A 19,391-nucleotide genomic window follows, 5' to 3' on the forward strand; every position below is an offset into this window, starting at 1 on the left:
AGTGTTTTTACACTTTAGTGTATTTTTTCATCCTTTGACTTAAAAATTCTTTCATTTCTTCTTTGGAAAAACTTTTAAGAATACGAATTTGCTTAAAAAGCAAGCCAAGATTGATCACTCCCATTACTAAAAGCAATAAGCAAATCATTAAAAAAACAAGATCTATGGTCCCAAATTCATTAATCATAGCCAAACTTGCAAAAAATACGCTCGCTAATAACAAAAAAAATAAAAGCAATATTTGTTTTAATTTTGCCTCATTAAAATTATCGCAATTTTGAGTGAAATTTCTAAAAAGTATGATCTTTTTACCCAAATTTGAAACTAAAATTTCATCATTTTCTTTAAATAAGCCTTCTTTTAAACTTTGATAAAAAAAGATTTCATTATTTAAATTTAAAGCATCTTTGTAGCTTGATAAGGTGTAGTCTTTGTAAAAAAAGGATTTTAATTCATTTTTCTTTTCTATTTTAAATAATCTTAAATCATTTCTCGCATAAAAAAATCCACTAAAGTTCATAAATGCCATAAGTATCACTCCCTAAAAAATTCCTATAAAGTGGCTTGAAATTTAAAGGTATTGTAACATTTTTTTCATCATTTAAACTTGAACTTTGGAAAATCAAAAACATATCTATTTCATCTTTAAAGATTTTGAGAAAATTTTCTCCACCCTCATACATTAAAAATTTAGCTTCACTTGGAATTTGGGTATAAATTTGGCGGTTTGGAACTTTAAATAAAGGGATACTTTTATCAAAATTATCTATATTTTGACGGCTTAAGATACAAAGATTAGGTGCTTTTGCTTTGCAAAGCCTAGCATCTAGTATAGGGTGATCTTTTCTTATGGTTTCTCCACCGACTACAAGCAAATCAATCACCGCTCTAATTTTATGTGCATAAGTGCGACTTAGCTCATTGCTTACGATTTTGCCAAAAGGCGAGCCATTCATAGAAAGGGCTAATTTAAAAAGTTTAAATTGCCCTTTTTGCCATTTTAAAAAAGGTTTTAAAAGTTTTTTTCCTTCTTCTTTAAGTATGTCAAATTCAACTTCTATGCCTTGTTTTTTTAAAAACTCAGCCCCACCGCTTGCGATTTTATTTTTATCTTTAACGCTGATTAAAATTTTTTTAAAACCTAGTTCGCTAAAGAGTTTTGCGCAAGGAGGCGTTTTTCCTTGATGAGAGCAAGGCTCAAGCGTTACAAAAGCTATGCTATCTTTAAATACACCTTGATGGTTTTTGCAAATAAACTCATGTAAAGCGTTTGCTTCTTTAGGCAATGAAATTTCAGGTCTTAAGCTTTTAAAAGCATGAGCTATGGCGTTAAGTTCTGCATGAGCCAATCCAGCTTTTTCATGAGCTTTTATGGCTAAAATTTTTCCATTTTTATCTAAGATTACACAGCCTACAGCCGGATTCGGATAGGTTAAAAACTGATATTTCCAAGCCTCATTTAAAGCTAAATTCATATAAAATTCTTTCATTTGACTACCTTGTATTTTAAAATTTGACATATTTTTAAAATTTTATATTTTTGTTTTAGGATAATAAATTCTAAATTTTCCATTTGTATTTCTTATTTTTAATTATATTAGTCATAGTTTTTCTAAGTTTTTTAGGATATAACAAAAATAGTAAGACCGAAGTATTATTTTTCATTTGCAGCATCCTTTATAATTTTAGGAATGATATAAGCTTGATAAACTAGAAAGTCTTGGTGGCCGGGAGAAAGGGATTCGAACCCCTGGAGGTGTGACCCTCAACGGTTTTCAAGACCGCCGCTTTCGACCACTCAGCCATCTCCCGATAAAGTAAAGTTTTGCCTTTTTGGAGGCGACATCCGGATTCGAACCGGAGATCAAGGCTTTGCAGGCCCATGCCTTACCGCTTGGCTATGTCGCCCTGATAATGTTGAAAAAGTGGTGCCCGAGGCCGGACTTGAACCGGCACGGAAGAAAAATTCCGAGGGATTTTAAGTCCCTTGTGTCTACCAATTCCACCACCCGGGCGGGTGATTATGGAGCGGGAAACGAGATTCGAACTCGCGACCCCAACCTTGGCAAGGTTGTGCTCTACCCCTGAGCTATTCCCGCATAAATTTCTGAAAGAATTGAAGATAAAAGTATAGCAAAATAAACTTAAAAGGAGTTTATTTTGCCTTAAGTTATTTGCAAATAAATAAAGCTTTCGCGTTTAAAATTTGTTCTTTTTCGTTGATAATTGGAGATGAAAGTTCTATATTATCAGATTTCGCATTTAGCATTCTAGGTGCGATATTGGTATTGGCATTTACTTGTAAATTTTTCAATACACAAGTTTTATTAAGATCTAAAGAGTAAGTTTTTTCATATTCGTATGATGTTTTTAAAAGCTCTTTGTAGAGATTTTCTTTGTTGTTGTTTAGTGTATCTTTTGAAAATTTTGTTTGTATGGCTGGTGTTGAAACGCTGATGAAATTATTTTTAGCTATGATAGAATTGATGTCATTTAAAAGCTTGTTAAAATCTGCAAGTTGGTTTTCTTTAAATTCACATTCTAAATTCGCATCAAATCTTTGACCTTTTGGAGTTTGTATACCATCTTTATAGGAAAAATTAGGTTCTAAAGAAAAACTTCCTCCGCTACAAAAATTTTCTTTTTTTGAGCGTTCTAAAATTTGATTGAAAGTATTTGTGATTTCGGCTTTTTCACTATTGTCTAATGTAATTTTTGAACTTAAATTTTCATTTGCCCAAAAATTAATATTTGCATATAAAATATCGGGTTTTAGTGTATTGCTTACTTCTATATTTCTTGAAAAATATAAATCATGATTAGAGTCTTTTTTGCCTAAAAATTCTACATTAAAAACCACGCCTGCAACAAAAAGCAATAAACATAAAAAACCTATACCTAAACCTTTAAAAAAAGCTAACATGGATATCCTTAATAATTTAATTTGAACTAATTTTAGCAAAAAATTTTAAAATTTTTTGTTATACTCTCATTTGTGCAAAAAAAAGAGCTTGAAAAACTACAAGAAAATTTACTTCTTTGGTATGAAACAAATGGACGCAAAACTTTACCTTGGCGTAATTTACAAAGTCAAAATTGTGACGAAAGTTTAAAGCATGTTGATAGAGCTTATGGGGTTTATATCAGCGAAATTATGCTTCAGCAAACTCAAGTTAAATCAGTTTTGGAAAGGTTTTATTTCCCCTTTTTGCAAAAATTTCCTACTTTAGAAAGTTTAGCTAATGCTAATGAAGATGAGCTTTTAAAGGCTTGGCAAGGGCTTGGTTACTACACTCGTGCTAGAAATTTAAAAAAGGCAGCCTTAGAATGTGTGGATAAGTTTGAAGCTAAATTACCCAAAGAAGTTGAGGATCTAAAAAAATTAAGCGGTATAGGAGCTTATACAGCAGGCGCTATAGCTTGTTTTGGCTATGATCAAAAAGTTTCTTTTGTTGATGGTAATATACGCCGTGTGCTTTCTCGTCTTTTTGCTTTAGAAAATCCTAGCATGAAAGAACTTGAAAAAAGAGCTAAAGAGCTTTTAAATGTAAATCATGCCTTTGATCACAACCAAGCTTTGCTTGATATAGGGGCTTTGGTTTGTGTGAGTAAAAATGCAAAGTGTGGAATTTGTCCTTTGTATGATTTTTGTCAAGGTAAATTTAATACAGAGCTTTATTCAAGAGCTAAAAAAATACTTTATGAGAGTTTAAATTTAAATCTTTTTTTGTTTGAATTTAATAAAAAATTTGCGATACAGAAAAGCCAAGATAAGCTTTATAAGGGTATGTATAATTTTCCTTTTTTTAAAGAAGGAGAGTATAAACTTTCTAAAGATATGAGTTTTATAGGGGAGTTTAAGCACGGCTATACTAAGTATAAACTTCATATCAAGGTTTATCATCAAATTTTAAACAATGAAAATAAAAATTATGAATTTAAAACCTTAAAAGAGTTAGAAAGTACCGCACTTTCGGCACTTTCTTTAAAAGCGTTAAAATTAATTAAGCTCTGATTTTTTAGGCAAACATAAAGTAGCTATAAGCATGATGATTGTAAAAATAGCTATATAGATAAAAAAGCCATTTTCTATACCTGCATTTTTAAATTGTAAAGCAACCCAAGGAGCAGATCCTCCAAAAACAGCATTTGAAATAGCATAACCTAAACCTGTCCCTAAAGCTCTTACATGTTCAGGAAAAAGTTTTGCTTTAAAAATCCCAGCAACTGAAGTATAAAAACTTAAAATAACAAACAATAATACCACCAACATAAATATCAAAGAAGGATTATTTTGTGCGTTATTGGCTATAAGTGAAAAAATAGGATAAATTCCTACCAATGCCAAAATACAAAATACAATTAAAGATCGTTTGTGACCTATTTTATCTCCTATATATCCAAAAAGAGGTTGAATGATCATTAGTATAAATAAAGCACCTAAGAAAAGATTATTAACAAGCATTTTATCCATACCCGTATTTTCCATAAAAGTTTTAGTATAAGTTGTAATAGTATAAAAAGCTAAAGAACCTCCAGAAGTAACCCCAAGCACCATTAAAAAAGGTTTCCAAGATTTACATAATGCTTTTAAAGTACCACGATCTTCATGCTGGTGAAGTTTTGTAGCACTTTCATTCATCATTTTTCTTACAAAAAGCGAACCTAGTGCTAAAATTCCGCCTATTACAAAAAGTATTCTCCAAGCATAATCTTTCATATCATCAATGCTAAAAAATAAAAACATTATGCTAATGCTTGCAACGGCCAAAAGTTGACCACCTATTAGGGTTACATACTGAAAAGATGAGTAAAAACCGCGTTTTCCTTCTGTAGCAAGCTCTGAAAGATAAGTAGCTGCTATGCCATACTCCCCGCCTACACTAAGACCTTGAATAAGTCTTGCTATTAAAAGTAAGATAATAGCAAGATCTCCCACTGTATCTTTGCTTGGCAAGGCTGCTATCATAAAAGAGCCCAAAGCCATTAAAACCACTGATATAACCATAGATTTTTTACGACCTACTTTATCAGCTAAAGAGCCAAAAAGCCAAGAGCCTATAGGACGCATAAAAAACCCTGCTGCAAAAACCCCAAAGGCATTGATTTGCTGGATAACAGGATTATCTGAAGTTGAAAAAGTATGAGCAAAATAAGTTGCTGTAAAAGCATAGATATAAAAATCAAACCACTCTACTAAATTTCCGCTACTTGCAGCAATAATAGAGCGAATTTTTTTCGTGCGAGTAAGCTCTTGCATAAACCCTTCCTTAATTTTAGATTTTTATTTAAGTATAGTGTGATTTTTGTTTAATATATTTAAAAATAAAGAAGAGAAATAAAAAAGATAAAAATATCGATAAAAATGTTACATATTTTAATAAATTTCATAAATTTTGGTAAAATGTTTACTCTAGGAAATATAATGAAATTTAAAAAAATATATATAGAATTAAGCGATATTTGTGGTTTAAAATGTGATTTTTGTCCTTCTCGAAAAGGAATTCGCGGGGTAATGAGTGAAGAAAAATTTCAAAACTTAGCTTATGAAATTTCTAATAAAGCTGAGCTTTTTACCTTTCATCTTTTGGGCGATCCTTTGCTTTTACCTAATTTGGAAAATTATCTAAAAATCGCAAAAGATGAAGCTATGAAACTTGAAATCACTACAAGCGGCTTTTATCTAAATTCTAAAAATCAAGCTTTATTGTTAGGGTATGAGAATATCCATCAAATCAATATTTCTTTAATGTCTTTTTTAAGTCAAAGCAAAATTTCTTTAGAGCAGTATTTTAAGCCTATTTTAGAACTTTGCAAAAAGCATTTAGAGCAAAAAAGCCTTTCTTTTATCAATCTAAGACTTTGGAATTTAGATGCTAATTTTAAAGCACCTAAGTCAAATTTAAAAATTTATGAGTTTTTAGCTAAAGAATTTGAAGTTAAGATCGATACAAACTTAAGTAAAAATCGCTTGCAAAGACATATTTTGCTTCATCAAAATAAACTTTTTAAATGGCCAAATTTAAAAGATGAACCCCTTTATAAAAAAGGAAAATGTCATGCTTTAAAAGAGCAAATTGGGATTTTAAGTGATGGAAGTTTAGTGCCTTGCTGTTTGGATACTAAAGCAGATATTAACTTGGGAAATGTTTTTGAAAATAACTTTGATAAGCTTTTTAAATCACCGCGTATAAAGATGATGAAAAAAGCTTTTGAAGAAGATGAACGCATAGAAAAGCTTTGTCAAACTTGCGAATTTTTTAAAGCAAGATTGGGTGATTAAAAATTGTTATTTTCTAGCTTTGTTTTAAATTCTTGAATTCTATCTATTATCTTAGGACTAAGACGTAATAACATATGTGTATCTTTGTTAAAATAAATACTTCCTGTTTTAACTGCTTTGGTATTTTTCAATAAAGCATTTGTATCCAAAAGATTATTTTTGGCATTCATTCCAAGAATGAGTATATCCGGATTTTGTTTCAGTATGTATTCTGCTGATATAACAGGTCTTGAAATTTGACTTTGCGGACTTAAATTTTTAATCCCTATGAGTCTTAAAATATCAGCTATTAAAGAATTATCATTAAAGGCCATTAAAGGGTTGCTAGAATAAAGATAAATCGCACTTTTATTTAGGGGTTTATCGCTTATTTTTTTTAAATTTTGGGTAAATTCTTGTTTTAAAAGCTCTGCTTCTTTTTCTTTCTTGGTGATTTGGCCTAAGGTTGTGATATTTTTTGTTATATCTTCTAAACGCTCGGCTTTTAAATTGATACTTTTGATACCAAAATTTTTAAGTCCTTCTTCTAAATTTAAAGAATAAGAGCTTAAAATCACCAAACTTGGTTTTAGTGCTACTATTTTTTCAAGTGAAGGATTTGAAAAAGTGCCTACGCTTGTAAGTTTTGAGGTTTGATCTTTAGGATAGATATTTGAGTGTTGTAAAGTGGCAATGCCTACGATTTGATCTTCAGCCTTAAGCATAAAAAGGGTTTCTATGCTTGCAGGATCAAGCACTACAAGGCGTTCTTTTGCATTTAGTGCGATTAAAAACAAACTCATAATAATTAAAATTTTTTTCATTTTTTCTCCTTTAAAGCTAAAATATAAGGTTTAGAATTTTTATAAATAATCTCGCAGTTTAAATCATAAATTTCTTTTAAAATTTCTTGAGTAAAAAGCTCTTTGCTCGTTCCAAAATACTTTATCTCCCCTTCTTTTAAAAAAAGGATTTTATCGCAGAATATAGAAGCTAAATTTAAATCATGCAAGATAGCAACAACGGCTATATTTTTTTCTTTAATTAGTTTTTCGCAAAGGTTTAAAAGCTCTATAGCATAGTTTAAATCAAGGGCTGAAGTGGGTTCATCTAAAAAAAGAATTTTTGGCTTTTTAAGCAAAGCTCTTGCTAAAAGCATTCTTTGAAATTCACCTCCGCTTAAAGAAAGTATGCTTCTTTCTAGAAAATTTTCAAGTCTTAAATCCTTAGCAAATTCTTTAATTTCTAAAATATCTTCTTTAGAATAAGAACTAAAAGCGTGTTTTAAATTCGCATATTTACTCATTAAAAGCACATCGATGACTTTTAAAGGGGTGTTTAATTCTGATTTTTGAGGCACAAAGCCACAAATTTTGGCAAATTCTTTAAGAGAAAAATCCTTGATATTTGTGTTAAAAAGACTTATCACTCCTTTATTTGGACTTAAATTTTTAAGTATAAGTTTTAAAAGAGTGCTTTTGCCTGAGCCATTTGGCCCTAAAATTCCTATAAAAGCTTGGTTTTTAAGTTCTAAATGAATGTTTTTTAGTAAATCTTTTTGGCAATAAGCAAAGCTTAAATCTTGTATTTTTAGCATTATAAAAATCTCCTAGCGCTTAAAGCTAAGTATAAAAAAATAGGAGCTCCAAAAAATGCAGTTAAAATTCCAATCGGAATTTGCACAGGAGCTAAAAGAGTTCTTGCTAAAGTATCACAAATAAGTAAAAATAATCCTCCAAATGCTGTACATAAAGGGATAACTAAGGCATTATTATAATTTTTAAGCAAAAGTCTTATAGTATGAGGAATGATGAGTCCAACAAAGCCTATAAGTCCGCTAAAAGCAACCGCAAAAGATACAGCTAAGGATGAGACAATGAGTAAATTTATTTTTAATTTTTGAGCATTTACCCCTAGATTTCTAGCTTCATCATCTCCGCTTAAAAGTATGTTTAATTCGTTTTTATGAGCGTAAAAATAAAACAAACAAAAAATTAAAGGCAAGATTAAAATTCCCACACGAAACCAAGAAGCATTGCCTATATTTCCCATAAGCCAAGCGACTATTTTAAAAGAATCCTCGCCTATAAGATAAGTGAAAAAAGAAGTAAAAGCCCCTAAAAAAGATGAAGCTGCTATGCCGATAATGAGTAAAGTTGCTATAGAAGCTTTAGAAGAAATTTTAAAAACCCCTAGAGCAAAAAAGGCAGAGCAAACAAAACCTAAAATTCCATAATAATAATCATTCAATTTTAACAAATACGCCAAAACCGCACCAAAGGTTGCCGCAGAAGCTATACCTATGATATAAGGATCGGCTATAGGATTTGAAAATACATTTTGAGTGATAGCCCCACTACTAGCTAAAAGCATACCGATTAAAATCGCCATTATAATGCGTGGTAAGCGTCCATCTATGATGATTTGTCTTAAAATTTCATCTTGGCTAAAGATATATGAAAAAAGCTCTTTTGGATTTAAATTCTCATCTCCTAAGCAAAGTGCTGTAAAAGAAGCGATTATATAAGCTACCAAAAGCCCTATAATCACTAAAATTTTAGAATGCGTATTTAAATTCAACATAGTAGTTTCTGCCATTTCCAACTAGGTATTGATCATTTATACTGTCTTGATAGGTGTAGCATCTTTTATCGAAAAGATTGCGAATTCCTGCTAAAATTTGTAATTTTTTATAATTATATTTCATGCCAATATCTGTTAAAAAATAATCCCTTATCCAAGAATTTTTAGACATTTTTCCTGTATTTTCATCTATAGTTCCACCATCTTTTGCTCTAGAAAAATAGGTTAAATCAATAAAATTTGAGAAATTTTTATTCCAAGCGTATTCAAGCCCAGCTGTGGCTTTGATTTTTGAAACATAAGGAATTCTCATGCCGTCATTAACACCTTTAGAAATTTTAGCATCAAGATAAGTTAGACTTTCTCTAAAGATTAAATCATCATCTAAAAAATTTTGACTCAGGCTTAATTCTACTCCTAAACGGCGAGTTTGATCTATATTATAATATTTCCACCAAGATCCACTAGTAGAATGAGGGTTTCCAAGATAAGAAATTTCATCTTTGCTTAGGGTGTAAAATAAAGTTAGATTAAAGCCGTAAAAATCCCACCAAAAATCATCAATACCTAGTTCAAAGGTATCAAAGATCTCAGGATTTAAATTTGCAGAATAATACTTTTGTGAATTTTTATCCTTGTTGACAAATTGTGCTGGACTTGGAGAGACAAAACCTCTTTCGTATTTGATATAAAGCTTTCCTGTGTCTGAGTATTTAAAATTTGGAGTGATTTCAAAGGCGAAGTTATGACTTGTATCATCGGTTGAAAAAAGTTCTGGAGTGCTTGGTTTAGGAATGTTTGATATAACCATATTGCTAGTGTAATTTCTATTTGTGTCATAAAGACTATATTCATATCTTGCTCCACCTGAAATACTAAAAATATCGTTAAATTCATGAGAATCAAGAGCGAAAATAGAATGGCTTTGTTTAGTCATATCCATAAGCGTTGTCATGGTGTGACTCATTTGAAATTTGCCGGCATTTACATCATAATGAATAATGCTTGTTCTTTTTGCATCATGGTTTGCAAATTCATAACCAAAAATAAAATAAGAATTATTTGCATAATTTAGTTTGTTTTTTAAACTTATCCCTGTAAGCGTGTCTTCAAAACCACTTCCATTTTGATATACAGGGACGCTTAGCCCCATAGAGCTCATTTCAGAAACATCTTTTAGATAGTTGATCTTTTGATTTTGCCAAAAAGCTTCTAGGTTAAATTCCCATATATCATCAAAATAGTAATGATAATCCAAAGAAATTTCAGGGCGATTGATTTGTGTGATATTGTCACTATTGCCTTTTTGAGTTGGATCGCTTTGAGCTTGTGCTTTTGTTAGATAGCCACTGCTGGTATTTTTGCTTTTAAAATAATTATACCCCAAAGTTAAATCGCTATTATCATTGATATCAATATAGGTTTTTGTGTTGATAAAATAACCTTTTTCATTATAACCTTCTTGATATCCATCAAGGTTAAAACTTTGTATATCAAAGCTAAAGGCTAAATTTTCATTTATTTGTTTGGAGCCATTGATACCTAAATTTCCACCTATTCCACCATGATCATAAGCACTGCTTTTTAAATTTATAGCAAAAGCATCTGATTTTTGTTTTTTTGTAATGATATTAATCACGCCCCCTCTAGTACCACTTCCATAAAGCACAGAACCACCCCCAGGTATGATTTCTATGCGTTCTACATTATCTAAATTGATACTATCTAGCGGGGTTACACCATGGGAATTATCAAGAACATTAATAGCACGCCCATCGATCATAACTTTTACAGCTATATTGGATTTATCTCCTTGTCCACGCATATCTATATTGCGTCCAAGTCCAAAGTTTACAAAACTAATGCCCGAAATTCTTTCTAAGGCTTGTTCTAAGGAAACATAACCTTTATTTTGTAGATCTTTGCCTTCTATGCTGATTACATTGCGTAAATTTGAGTCCGCATCTTGCTCAAAACCTATTGCACTAACAACAACTTTTTGTAGATTGATAGCTTCATTTGACTCTTGTGCATTTAAATTAGTTATTAGTAATAATGCAAATAAAGATAATTTAAAAACTTTTTTATTTGGGTACAAATTTTACTCCTTAAATAAAATAAATAATGATAATTTATATCATAATAATTTAGAAATAAATTTATCCTTTATTAACTTAATTTGGTATAAATTTTTGTTAAAATAGATAATTTTTATATTTTAAGTGCTTTTTAATTTGATAATTGATACCATTTTTTTTAATATTTTATTTTAAAGTCAAGAAAGGATAAAAATGAATTTTGAAAGCATTATTTCTCATATGAATGATCATCATAAATCAAATTTAGTTGATCTTTGTAAAAAATTTGGTGGTATTGAGCAAGTGCAAGATGTTTTTCTAAAAAGTGTTGATTTTAATGGCTTGGATCTTGTTTACAATGATAAAGAAAATTTACGAGTGGAATTTCCTAAAAAAGCCGATGAAAACACGATTAAAGATACTATAATATCCCTTTGCATGAGTGCAAAGAGCGAGCAAAATTTTAGTGGCGTAGAAAAAGAATTAAATGAATTTATGCTAAGTTTTAATTCTGTAGCTTTGGCAACTTTAAATGCAAATGGAGAAGTTGTTTGCTCGTATGCACCTTTTGTAAGCACACAATGGGGAAATTATATTTATATAAGTGAAGTAAGCGAACATTTTAACAACATCAAAGTAAATCCAAACAATATAGAAATAATGTTTTTAGAGGATGAGAGTAAAGCTGCTTCTGTTATACTGCGCAAAAGATTGCGCTATAGAGTAAATGCAAGCTTTTTAGAGAGAGGTGAAAGATTTGATCAAATTTATGATGAGTTTGAAAAACAAACCGGAGGAGAAGGAGGCATTAAAACTATACGCAAGATGCTTGATTTTCATCTAGTAAAGCTTGAATTTAAAAAAGGACGCTTTGTAAAAGGTTTTGGTCAAGCTTATGATATAGAAAATGGAAATGTTACACATGTAGGTGCTAGTGGAAATCCACATAAATTCCCACATAAGCATTAATTTGTATAAAATCTTATAAATTTTGTTCTTGTAAAGCTTGGGCTTGATGATGAGTGATTAAAGGTTCTATGATTTCATCAAAAAGCCCATCTTGCATAATGGCATCTAAGCGATATAAAGTAAGATTTATTCTATGATCACTGATACGATTTTGTGGAAAATTGTAAGTGCGAATGCGTTCGCTTCTATCTCCGCTTCCTACTTGTGATTTTCTTGCTTCACTTTCTTTTGCTAGTCTTTCACTCTCTTGCATTTCATAAAGCCTTGCTTTTAGGACTTTCATCGCACTTTCTTTATTTTTGTGTTGGCTTTTTCCATCTTGATTGACTACAACTATACCTGTAGGGATATGAGTGATACGAACAGCCGAATCAGTAGTATTTACACTTTGTCCACCATGTCCTGAAGATCGCATAACATCAACTTTAAGATCGTTTGGATTGATTTCGATTTCTATATCATCAACTTCTGGCATTACTGCCACGGTGATAGCAGAAGTATGCACGCGTCCTTGGGATTCTGTTTGAGGAACTCTTTGAACACGGTGCGTTCCACCTTCATATTTAAGTCTTGAATAAGCCCCTGTTCCTTTAACAAGCATGATGATTTCTTTAAATCCACCTACACTTCCTTCGCTAGAGCTTACAATCTCAAGTTTATAGCCGCGATTTTCAGCATATCTTGCATAAGCTTTTACAAGATCTCCTACAAATAAAGATGCCTCATCGCCACCTGTGCCTGCACGAATTTCAAGAAAAATATTTCTTTCATCATTGGGATCTTTAGGAAGAAGTAAAATTTTAATCTCTTCTTCAAGTTTTGGTTTTAATTCTTCTAAAATTTTTAGTTCTTCTTTTGCAAGTTCCCCAAGTTCTGGATCGTTTAGCAAAGCTTTATTTTCTTCTATATTGTCTAAAGTTTTTAAATACTCTTTAGCTTTTAAAACGATAGGTTCTAAATTTTTTTGTTCTTTAGAGAGTGTAGTCATTTTACTGATATCGTTGAGTATATCAGAACTGCTAAGAAGAGAATTTAACTCTTCAAAGCGTTTTAAAAAAGGATCTAGTTTGCTAGCTAACATTAAAAACTATATAGAAAATTATGCGATTTTATTTACTAAAAGGGCTAAGCGGCTTACACGGCGAGAAGCAGTTTGTTTTTTAATGAAACCGCGACTTACCATAGCATGAATGCTTTTATTAGCTACTTTTAAAGCTTCATTAGCAGCATTTTTATCTCCATTTGCTGCAGCTTCTCTTACGGCTTTAGTTATATTTTTAAGTCTTGTTCTATAGAATCTATTTCTTTCTGTTTTTTTAATAGTTTGTCTTGCTCTTTTTTCAGCAGATTTATGGTTTGCCATTTATATTTTCCTTTTTTGAAATTAAAGACTAAATTATATAAGAATAAAATTTAAAATTTAATTAATTTAAGCAAAATTTCAAAGTAAATCTTTTAAATTTATATCCCAAAAAACTAAATTAAATTTAAGTAAAAATCCATAAATTACCGCACTTAAAAGTCCAGCAAACAATCCTGCTAGCATATCATCAAGCATTACACCTAGTCCGCCTTTGACTTTTTTATCTATCTTGCCAATAATAGAAGGTTTTGTAATGTCAAAGAGTCTAAATAAAACAAAAGCCAAAATAAAATTGACTATCGAGTTTTCAACGCTTGCTGCAATAGCACAAGCAAGAAAAACCCCAGCAACTTCATCGATAACTATGTGTTTGTCATCGTGAATTCCTGTTTTTTTTTCATAATCATCTATAACACGAATACTTGCAACAAAAATTAAAATGCTTAGTAAAAACAAAGTATTAATCCCAAGATATTTAAGTATAAAAAAAGCAGGTATTAAAGCAGCGATAGTACCAAAAGTCCCACTTGCCTTTTTTATAGAACCTGAATAAAAAAAAGTTAAAAATAATTTTTGCATTTTGTTACACCATATAAGACATTTGATGAATTTCTAAAAGTTTTTGATAAAATTCTTCATCATTTTTGTATTCTAAAATTCCATCAGTTGGAAAAAGCTCATTATAAATTTTTTGCATATTTTTTAATCTATTTGGAAAAAGAGAAGTTAAAATAACACTAGATACTTCCTTACGCATGAAAATTGCTGGAGGAATGATGCCCACTCTTAACAAATCTTTTAAAGACTGAGAATTATAGTGCAAATGGTGATGACAACCATGAGGGCAAGATCTTGTGCTAACAATCATGCGACATTGATCGCAAAATACAAATTCAGGCAAAACAATCACTTCTATGCCATAGTCCTTGGAAAAATCATCAAGTATGGTTTTTGGTTGATTATCATCATAAAACATTCCAAGTCCTGTATGATTTTGTCCTACTACTAGTTTGGTACAACCTAGACTTTTTGCGATAATGCTTTCTAGGCCAGGATTTAAATGAGCGTGAAAAATATTAATATTTTTTAATGGAAAAATGAAAATTCTATCCGGTGGAAGATAGTTTTGAATAAATTTTTTCAAATAAGCTTCTTTAAGTTCGAATTCAAACCCATTTGCATCAAAAGATTCTACAAGAAAAACTACAACTAAATCTGCTTTATCAATAGTCCAACGAAACATTCTTTCATGGGCACGATGCAAAGGATCAAAACTTGAAACTATAGCGGTAATTTTTTGTGCATTAAGATTGTTTTTGATTTGTTGAAAATTTTCTTTTATTTTTTTAATTTGAGAATTGTAAATTTCTATTTTTCCACTTATGCAAGTTGTCCCCATATCTTCTAAAGAGCAAGTGTTAGGACTGAAAATATCAGAAAAATTTTTATTATTTTTAAATTGGCTTTTAAAATCTATATGTCCTACTACTTTTTCATCTAGTATTAGATCGATTCTATCGCCAGATTTTATATCATTTAGTGCTTCTTCAGCATTTTTTGGTGCAAAGCTTAAGGGATAGGGAAAACTTTCTCCTTTAAATTTTCCTGATTTAATGATTTCATTGACTTCTTTTTCATTCATTAAATGAGTGCAAGTGCCTAGCAAACCTTCTTTAATAAGTGATAAGATGCCAAATTCATTTTGATCTATGGTAATGTTTTTATTTTTTCTTGCTGATTTCATATTTCTTCCTTTTTTCCCATAAAGATTTACGTGAAATGCCTAATTTTTTTGAAAGATCAGTATCAGGAAATATATTTTGGTAGTTTATAATAACATATTTTACATACTCATCTATGGTTAAAATTTCATTGCTATCGATATTTTTTTCATTATCATTTAAATTAATGCAGTTTATTTTTAAATCATCTGTATTTGAATTGGTATGCAAAATAACATTTTTGTTTTGTATAAAATCTAGGAGTTTTTCCTTTTCTGCTGCTTTTAATGCTTGAAAATTACTCAAAAATAAGAGATTGTTTTCTGTGGGAAGTTTCATAACTTTTTCAACTGAATTTGTAGATGTTAAATCAATAAAAGAAAGAGTAATGTCACATTCATTTGCATAATTAAAAACAAAAGCATCAGCACTGCTTTGCTTATTGGATTTTAATATCAATGGAAGTTTTAATTTTTTATAATTATACTCTGGAATTTTGATTGTTTCTAATCTTGATTTGATATAGCTTTGATAAGCTTTATTAAGGATTGAAAGTTTTCTAAAATCTTGATAATGCTTTATTTTTCTAATCAGCTCTTCTATCATAAAGGGTTTTTGAATATAATCACTAGCACCTAATTTCAAAGGATTTGAAACTGTATCTGTGCTTATATAAGAAATAAGCAAAATAATAATACTATGCTTAAACTGACCTACGGCTTTTAGAAAATTATTAGTATTTGTAGAAAGCAGTACAATATCATAGTATTTTGCACCATTGTATTCATCAAACGAGTTTATAATTTCACAGCTATATCCAGCATCACTTAGTTTAATGCTAATGCTTTGCGCTAGATAAATTTCATTTTCAATAATTAAAACTTTCATAATCTTGTCCAATCAAAATATTTTAAATTTACACTACTAAGCACCGCCATACCTTCTTTTCTTCCAATAAAACCCAATTTTTCCGTTGTTGTGGCTTTAACATTGATTCTAAATTCATCTAAATCTAAAGTATGAGCTATATTGCTTTGCATAGCTTGTTTAAAGTCTTTAAGTTTAGGGCTTTGTGCCATGACGCAAATGTCTATATTAATGAGTTCAAAACCTATTTCTCTGACTCTATCATAAGCCTGTTTTAAAAGCTCCATGGAGTTGGCATTTTTAAATTTCATATCAGTATCAGGATAAAGCTCTCCTATATCTCCAAGTCCTGCAGCACCTAAAATCGCATCGGTTAAAGAGTGAGCTAAAACATCTCCATCGCTGTGTGCTTTAAGCCCCATAATAGGATGAATTTGCACTCCTGCTAAAAGCAAAGGGCGATTCTCTCCAAATTCATGCACATCAAAACCATTGCCAGTAAAAATTTCAAAGCTAGGTTTAGGTAAATCAAGCTTTTTAAGATCTTCTTTAAAGGTTAGTTTTCTTGCATTTTCTTCACCTTCAACAAACCAAATTTTTCCACCCATTGCAGCTATAGCTGTACTATCATCTGTAAATTCTAGGTTTTGATCCAAAGCTTTTTTAAGCAATTTGGTTTTAGAAATTTGAGGGGTTTGAATGAGTTTGATTTTTTCTCTTTGTAAGGCTTCATTGTTAAAAAGTGTTGTATCTGCAACTTTTAAAGCAGGGGTAATACAATCTGCTTTATCTAAATTTTCAATCAAACGATCAAACAAATTTTTACTCACCAATACCCTTGCTACATCACTTACCATAACAAATTCACTATCTATGAGCGCTAAGGCTTTTTTTAAGGATTCTGCTCTGGTATCACCACCTTCTATAAATTCATAGTTTTTAGCAAATTTTTTCATATAAGCGATATTACTAGAGGTAACAACTATTTTTTTAAAAGGATAAAAAGAGCTTAAATTTTTTGTTGCATAAAGCCAAAGAGGGTCATTTCCAAGTCGTAAAAATTGTTTTTTTACCTTTGTGTTAAAACGAGTAGAATTTCCAGCTGCTAACATAATGAGGCTCATTTCACTCATTTTTTCATTCCTCTTTTTAATATTGTTGGTTTTTATAATGTTACCATATTATACACTTATAAAAAGCTAAATTTTATCATTTTATTAGTAAAATTGATTTTTTTAAAAGATAAGGAAAAAACATGAAAGAACAAATTTTAGAGAAATTAAAAACTGTAAAATATCCTGGTTTTGAAAAGGATATAGTGAGTTTTAACTTTGTAAAAGATATTAAAATTCAAGATGATGGTGTATTCATTGATATAGAAATCGTTTCAGCAAATCCTGAAGTAGTTAATGAAATTCGTAAAAATGCTACTGAAGCTTTATCGAGTTTGGCTTTAAAAAATATCGAACTTAATATCATCACTCCAAAAATTCCTGAAGAAAAAAGTAATTCAAGAAGTGGAAAAAATATCGCTCCACAAGTAAAAAATTTCATCATGGTTTCAAGTGGAAAAGGTGGTGTGGGTAAATCTACAACTACAGTAAATTTAGCAATTTCCATGGCTAAAATGGGAAAAAGAGTAGGTATTTTAGACGCGGATATTTATGGGCCAAATATTCCAAGAATGCTAGGTGAAACCAAAACTCAGCCTGAAGTAGTAGGGCAGAGATTAAAGCCTATTTTAACTCATGGTGTTTATATGATGAGTATGGGGGTTTTGATCGAAGAGGGTCAAGGTCTTATGTGGCGTGGAGCTATGATTATGAAAGCAATCGAGCAACTTTTAGCTGATGTGATTTGGCCTGAACTTGATGTATTGTTTTTAGATATGCCTCCAGGAACAGGTGATGCGCAAATTACTTCTGCACAAAGTATTCCTATTACTGCAGGAGTTTGCGTAAGCACACCTCAAACCGTATCTTTAGACGATAGTAAAAGAGCTTTAGATATGTTTAATAAACTTCACATTCCTATAGCGGGTGTGATTGAAAATATGAGTGGATTTTTATGTCCTGATAACGGTAAAGAGTATGATATTTTTGGCAAAGGAACAGCTGAGGATATGGCAAAAGCTTATAAAAGTGAAGTTTTAGCACAAATTCCTATAGAAATGATAGTAAGAGAAGGTGGAGATGAAGGCAAGCCTGTGAGTTTTTATCACCCTGAAAGTGTGAGTTCAAAGCGTTATTTAATGGCGGCTGAAAAAATTTGGAGCTTTATAGAAAAGATTAACAATGAAGGCGGTGCGGATAATTCTGCTATACAACCTGTGATGAATGGAAAAAGTGCGTGTTCGCATTAAAAATTAAGTGGATAAGGAAAAGAAAATGATTAATACTAAAGAAGATTTTTTACTTTTAATCAAACAAATTGAGCAAAAAAGTGGTTATAAAAAACCTAAAGCTTTTGGTATGGCAAGGCTTGATAGAGGACAGTTGAATAAAAATAAAATCTTACAAGCAAGCTTTGCTTTGATTAATTACGAGCAAAATTTTGGCTCAGCAGCAATTATGCTTGAAGCTTTTATGCAAAGGGGTGTGGAGATTGATTTTAATGCGAGTGAGTTTGTACAAACTTTAAAATTAGAAGATATTGATTTTGCACTTTCTTGTTTTAAACCTTTTTTAGAAGAAGAGGGGCATCAAAATATTGATTTATTAAAGATTATCAAAGATAAATTTAAAGACGATGAATTTGCTTTTGTTTGTCTTTTTGAGGATAAAGAACCTTTAAGTGTAGAAAGTGTTTATCTAAAACTTTATTTGCTTTCTACTAAAAAAGTACCTTTAAGAAGTATCAATCTAAATGGAGCTTTTGGACTTTTAAGCAATGTAGCTTGGAGTGATGATAAGCCTATCGAGCTTGAGTATTTAAGAGCAAATGAAATGCGTTTAAAAATGAGCAATCAATATCCAAAAATCGATTTTGTTGATAAATTCCCAAGATTTTTAGCGCATATTATCCCTGAGGATAATACAAGAATTTTAGAAAGTTCCAAAGTAAGAATGGGTGCATCTTTAGCAGCAGGAACAACCATCATGCCAGGGGCAAGTTATGTGAATTTTAATGCAGGTACAACAGGAGCTTGTATGGTTGAAGGGCGTATTAGCTCAAGTGCTATAGTAGGAGAAGGTTCTGATGTGGGTGGTGGAGCTTCGATTTTAGGTGTTTTAAGTGGAACAAGTGGCAATGCTATAAGCGTAGGCAAGGCTTGTCTTTTAGGAGCTAATTCAGTTACAGGAATTCCTTTAGGGGATAATTGTATAGTTGATGCAGGTATTGCGGTGTTAGAAGGAACGAAATTTTTACTCAAAGATGCTGAGGAACTTGCTAAACTTAATCCTTATTTTTCTTTTGATAAAGAAATTTACAAAGGCTTAGAGCTTAAAGGTTTAAATGGGCTACATTTCCGTCAAGATTCTATAAGTGGTGCTATGATAGTGGCTTTAAATAAAAAAGCAGTCAAACTTAATGAAGCCTTGCATTGA

Annotated in this window: 19 protein-coding genes and 4 tRNA genes; 5 read left to right on the forward strand and 18 right to left on the reverse strand. The window is 30.8% G+C overall.

The features are described 5' to 3' along the window. Window positions 1–7: 7 nt before the first annotated feature. From AJN60_RS03715 to AJN60_RS03745, 7 genes are all read right to left on the reverse strand, one after another. A complete protein-coding gene (locus AJN60_RS03715; RefSeq protein WP_070261490.1) occupies window positions 8–529 on the reverse strand; it encodes a hypothetical protein in 522 nt (173 codons plus the stop codon). Further along, the gene (gene ribD / locus AJN60_RS03720) at window positions 510–1,520 is read right to left on the reverse strand and encodes a bifunctional diaminohydroxyphosphoribosylaminopyrimidine deaminase/5-amino-6-(5-phosphoribosylamino)uracil reductase RibD (RefSeq protein WP_079861536.1); all 1,011 of its coding nucleotides are present in this window, start codon (window positions 1,518–1,520) and stop codon (window positions 510–512) included. The genes AJN60_RS03715 and ribD overlap by 20 nt, the downstream gene beginning before the upstream one ends. Before the next feature lie 204 nt (window positions 1,521–1,724). Beyond that, a tRNA-Ser gene (locus tag AJN60_RS03725) sits at window positions 1,725–1,812 on the reverse strand. A 22-nt stretch (window positions 1,813–1,834) separates the two neighbouring features. After that, window positions 1,835–1,908 (reverse strand) — tRNA-Cys (locus tag AJN60_RS03730). An 18-nt stretch (window positions 1,909–1,926) separates the two neighbouring features. Continuing rightward, window positions 1,927–2,015 (reverse strand) — tRNA-Leu (locus tag AJN60_RS03735). A 9-nt stretch (window positions 2,016–2,024) separates the two neighbouring features. Then, a tRNA-Gly gene (locus tag AJN60_RS03740) sits at window positions 2,025–2,099 on the reverse strand. A gap of 71 nt (window positions 2,100–2,170) precedes the next feature. Further along, on the reverse strand, window positions 2,171–2,923 hold the full coding sequence (locus tag AJN60_RS03745) for a hypothetical protein (protein ID WP_070261488.1): 753 nt from the start codon (window positions 2,921–2,923) through the stop codon (window positions 2,171–2,173). A 72-nt stretch (window positions 2,924–2,995) separates the two neighbouring features. On the opposite strand from AJN60_RS03745, the gene mutY reads away from it, so the two are divergent. Next, complete coding sequence (mutY, locus tag AJN60_RS03750; RefSeq protein WP_070261487.1) at window positions 2,996–4,015, forward strand: A/G-specific adenine glycosylase; 1,020 nt, start codon at window positions 2,996–2,998, stop codon at window positions 4,013–4,015. On the opposite strand, the gene AJN60_RS03755 is transcribed toward mutY, so the two are convergent. After that, window positions 4,001–5,260, reverse strand: a complete 1,260-nt coding sequence (locus AJN60_RS03755; protein WP_070261486.1) for an MFS transporter — start codon at window positions 5,258–5,260, stop codon at window positions 4,001–4,003. The two genes, mutY and AJN60_RS03755, sit on opposite strands and share 15 nt — an antisense overlap. A gap of 165 nt (window positions 5,261–5,425) precedes the next feature. Between AJN60_RS03755 and AJN60_RS03760 the strand changes: the two genes are divergently transcribed. Then, window positions 5,426–6,283, forward strand: a complete 858-nt coding sequence (locus AJN60_RS03760) for a radical SAM/SPASM domain-containing protein (protein ID WP_070261485.1) — start codon at window positions 5,426–5,428, stop codon at window positions 6,281–6,283. Here the strand turns inward: AJN60_RS03760 and AJN60_RS03765 are convergent. Genes AJN60_RS03765 through AJN60_RS03780 form a run of 4 tightly spaced genes read right to left on the reverse strand, consistent with a single transcriptional unit; the run spans window position 6,280 to window position 10,943 of the window. After that, window positions 6,280–7,086 (reverse strand): ABC transporter substrate-binding protein, encoded by an 807-nt coding sequence (locus tag AJN60_RS03765; RefSeq protein WP_070261484.1) that lies wholly within the window; start codon window positions 7,084–7,086, stop codon window positions 6,280–6,282. The genes AJN60_RS03760 and AJN60_RS03765 overlap by 4 nt on opposite strands. Beyond that, a complete protein-coding gene (locus AJN60_RS03770; protein WP_070261483.1) occupies window positions 7,083–7,859 on the reverse strand; it encodes an ABC transporter ATP-binding protein in 777 nt (258 codons plus the stop codon). Before AJN60_RS03770 ends, AJN60_RS03765 begins: the two co-directional genes overlap by 4 nt. Further along, window positions 7,859–8,845 carry a FecCD family ABC transporter permease gene (locus AJN60_RS03775; RefSeq protein WP_002851460.1) on the reverse strand — a complete coding sequence of 329 codons (987 nt, stop codon included), beginning with the start codon at window positions 8,843–8,845 and terminating at the stop codon, window positions 7,859–7,861. The genes AJN60_RS03770 and AJN60_RS03775 overlap by 1 nt, the downstream gene beginning before the upstream one ends. Continuing rightward, window positions 8,820–10,943 (reverse strand): TonB-dependent receptor, encoded by a 2,124-nt coding sequence (locus AJN60_RS03780; protein WP_070261482.1) that lies wholly within the window; start codon window positions 10,941–10,943, stop codon window positions 8,820–8,822. The genes AJN60_RS03775 and AJN60_RS03780 overlap by 26 nt, the downstream gene beginning before the upstream one ends. Before the next feature lie 193 nt (window positions 10,944–11,136). On the opposite strand from AJN60_RS03780, the gene AJN60_RS03785 reads away from it, so the two are divergent. After that, window positions 11,137–11,892, forward strand: coding sequence for a HugZ family heme oxygenase (locus AJN60_RS03785; protein ID WP_002862255.1), 756 nt, complete (start codon window positions 11,137–11,139; stop codon window positions 11,890–11,892). Window positions 11,893–11,905: 13 nt separating this feature from the next. Here the strand turns inward: AJN60_RS03785 and prfA are convergent, their stop codons facing one another. The 6 genes from prfA to AJN60_RS03815 all read right to left on the reverse strand — a co-directional run bounded on the left by prfA (window position 11,906) and on the right by AJN60_RS03815 (window position 16,976). Then, a complete protein-coding gene (gene prfA, locus AJN60_RS03790; protein WP_002862254.1) occupies window positions 11,906–12,973 on the reverse strand; it encodes a peptide chain release factor 1 in 1,068 nt (355 codons plus the stop codon). Window positions 12,974–12,991: 18 nt separating this feature from the next. Next, complete coding sequence (gene rpsT / locus AJN60_RS03795) at window positions 12,992–13,255, reverse strand: 30S ribosomal protein S20 (protein ID WP_002856547.1); 264 nt, start codon at window positions 13,253–13,255, stop codon at window positions 12,992–12,994. A 78-nt stretch (window positions 13,256–13,333) separates the two neighbouring features. Next, a complete protein-coding gene (locus AJN60_RS03800; RefSeq protein WP_070285896.1) occupies window positions 13,334–13,834 on the reverse strand; it encodes a phosphatidylglycerophosphatase A family protein in 501 nt (166 codons plus the stop codon). 4 nt (window positions 13,835–13,838) lie between these two features. Then, on the reverse strand, window positions 13,839–14,999 hold the full coding sequence (locus tag AJN60_RS03805; RefSeq protein ID WP_044779883.1) for a sulfate adenylyltransferase: 1,161 nt from the start codon (window positions 14,997–14,999) through the stop codon (window positions 13,839–13,841). Continuing rightward, window positions 14,977–15,864, reverse strand: a complete 888-nt coding sequence (locus tag AJN60_RS03810) for a response regulator (RefSeq protein WP_044778657.1) — start codon at window positions 15,862–15,864, stop codon at window positions 14,977–14,979. Before AJN60_RS03810 ends, AJN60_RS03805 begins: the two co-directional genes overlap by 23 nt. Next, on the reverse strand, window positions 15,861–16,976 hold the full coding sequence (locus AJN60_RS03815) for a bifunctional 2-C-methyl-D-erythritol 4-phosphate cytidylyltransferase/2-C-methyl-D-erythritol 2,4-cyclodiphosphate synthase (protein WP_044778659.1): 1,116 nt from the start codon (window positions 16,974–16,976) through the stop codon (window positions 15,861–15,863). The genes AJN60_RS03810 and AJN60_RS03815 overlap by 4 nt, the downstream gene beginning before the upstream one ends. Before the next feature lie 122 nt (window positions 16,977–17,098). Between AJN60_RS03815 and AJN60_RS03820 the strand changes: the two genes are divergently transcribed. After that, complete coding sequence (locus tag AJN60_RS03820) at window positions 17,099–18,205, forward strand: Mrp/NBP35 family ATP-binding protein (protein WP_044778660.1); 1,107 nt, start codon at window positions 17,099–17,101, stop codon at window positions 18,203–18,205. A 25-nt stretch (window positions 18,206–18,230) separates the two neighbouring features. Next, on the forward strand, window positions 18,231–19,391 hold the full coding sequence (locus AJN60_RS03825; protein ID WP_070285897.1) for a tetrahydrodipicolinate N-succinyltransferase N-terminal domain-containing protein: 1,161 nt from the start codon (window positions 18,231–18,233) through the stop codon (window positions 19,389–19,391).

This window comes from Campylobacter sp. BCW_4323, assembly GCF_001763115.1.
GTDB classification, from domain to species: domain Bacteria; phylum Campylobacterota; class Campylobacteria; order Campylobacterales; family Campylobacteraceae; genus Campylobacter_D; species Campylobacter_D jejuni.